The sequence below is a fragment of the Protofrankia coriariae genome (assembly GCF_001017755.1).
Lineage (GTDB): Bacteria > Actinomycetota > Actinomycetes > Frankiales > Frankiaceae > Protofrankia > Protofrankia coriariae.
Map to the genome: position 1 here is coordinate 1,876 of NZ_JWIO01000091.1, position 1,245 is coordinate 3,120.

Here is a 1,245-nt window from a genome sequence, read left to right on the forward strand (position 1 = left end):
CCGGCGGGCGATCCTGCCGGTACCGGCCGCGGCGCTGCGGATCGCCCTCGGCGGTATCGCCGACGACGGCGTGCTCGTCTCCCAGCGCGTCCTGCCGCACCGGCTCCTTGACGCCGGCTTCACCTTCTCCCACCCCGACATCGACACCGCCCTACGCGCGGCGACCACCAGCACAACCCCCGCCGCCCCCTGACCGCCCCCGGCCCGTCAGCCCCTTCCATCCCATCCCGATCAGAAAAGTTTTCGATCAGGCGAACGAGCATGAAAACGGCTGCCACAGCGACCGCCTGTTCCCTCATTTTCATGATCTAGAATGATTGGATCATTTTGGCTTCGGGAGGGGGCGCGTGTTAGCCGGCCGGCGTTTCGGACCCGGGCCGTGGGGATCGTCTCGGGGGCCGGGAAATCGCCTGCGACCGGTGGCGGCGGCCCTGGGCCTGGCCCCGCAGCCGCTCGGGCGGCTGTCCGGGGCGGGTCTCAGCCCGCGGTGTCAGCCCACGAGGCAAGGCGCCACCCCTTGTCGGTCTTCACCACGGTGACGTCGGACGGCCGCCAGTCGCGGCCAGGCTGCTGGGCCAGGACAGTGCCAGCGGCGTCGACGTAGCTGTACGGCGGAATCCGGTAGGTGACCCGCAGCACCGCTTTCTCGCTGCCGTTCTCCCGGACGTCAAGATCGGCGATCTCATGTCGCATACCGGACGGCCGACCGCCGCTGGCCACGATCTGCCGCGTCAGGGCGAGATCCCGCGAGTAGATGAGGCTGTCCAGCGCGTCCGCGTCGAGCAGGGCGACCTCGTCGGCCCGCTCGAAGGCGCGGCTGCGGGCGTCGGTCAGGCTCACCAGGACGTCCCGCCACGCCTGCCCGGGGGCGACCTGAGCCGCCGGCCCCACCAGCCCGTTGGAGTGCGCGGTGACCAGCAGACCGCCGACGGGCAGGCAGACGAACACGATGAACGCGGCCACGACCAGCAGGACGCGCCGCCGGCTGCCGAACAGGGCATGCCCACCGACGAGCCCGGCGGACCTGCCGCCCCGGGCAACAGCCGGTCGTCTGCCCGTGCGGGCACTTCCGGGACGCACACCGCCCACCCGCGCTCTCCCGGTGGGCACACCTCCGGTACGGGACGACGCCGCGCGCGCGGTCACCACCTCCGAGCCACCGGCACCCGGGACCGCGGCACCGGGGGCCCCGACGGTCGGGACCACAGCCGTCGAGGCGACACCGACACGGGCGGGCGCGTTACG

The 1,245-nt window shown here is 72.5% G+C and carries 1 protein-coding gene and 1 pseudogene (1 of these 2 only partly in view); one reads left to right on the plus strand and one right to left on the minus strand.

The window, feature by feature from the left end; translation table 11 throughout:
• Positions 1-193, plus strand: partial view of a DUF1731 domain-containing protein gene (locus FrCorBMG51_RS24235; protein ID WP_338052813.1) — the final stretch only. The gene continues 434 nt to the left of window position 1, outside the view; 193 of the gene's 627 nt are visible here — the last part of the coding sequence; its start codon lies off the left edge, out of view; the stop codon is at positions 191-193.
• A 284-nt stretch (positions 194-477) separates the two neighbouring features.
• Here FrCorBMG51_RS24235 and FrCorBMG51_RS24240 read toward each other — a convergent pair.
• A pseudogene (locus FrCorBMG51_RS24240) lies at positions 478-1,245 on the minus strand (hypothetical protein); the annotation flags it as partial.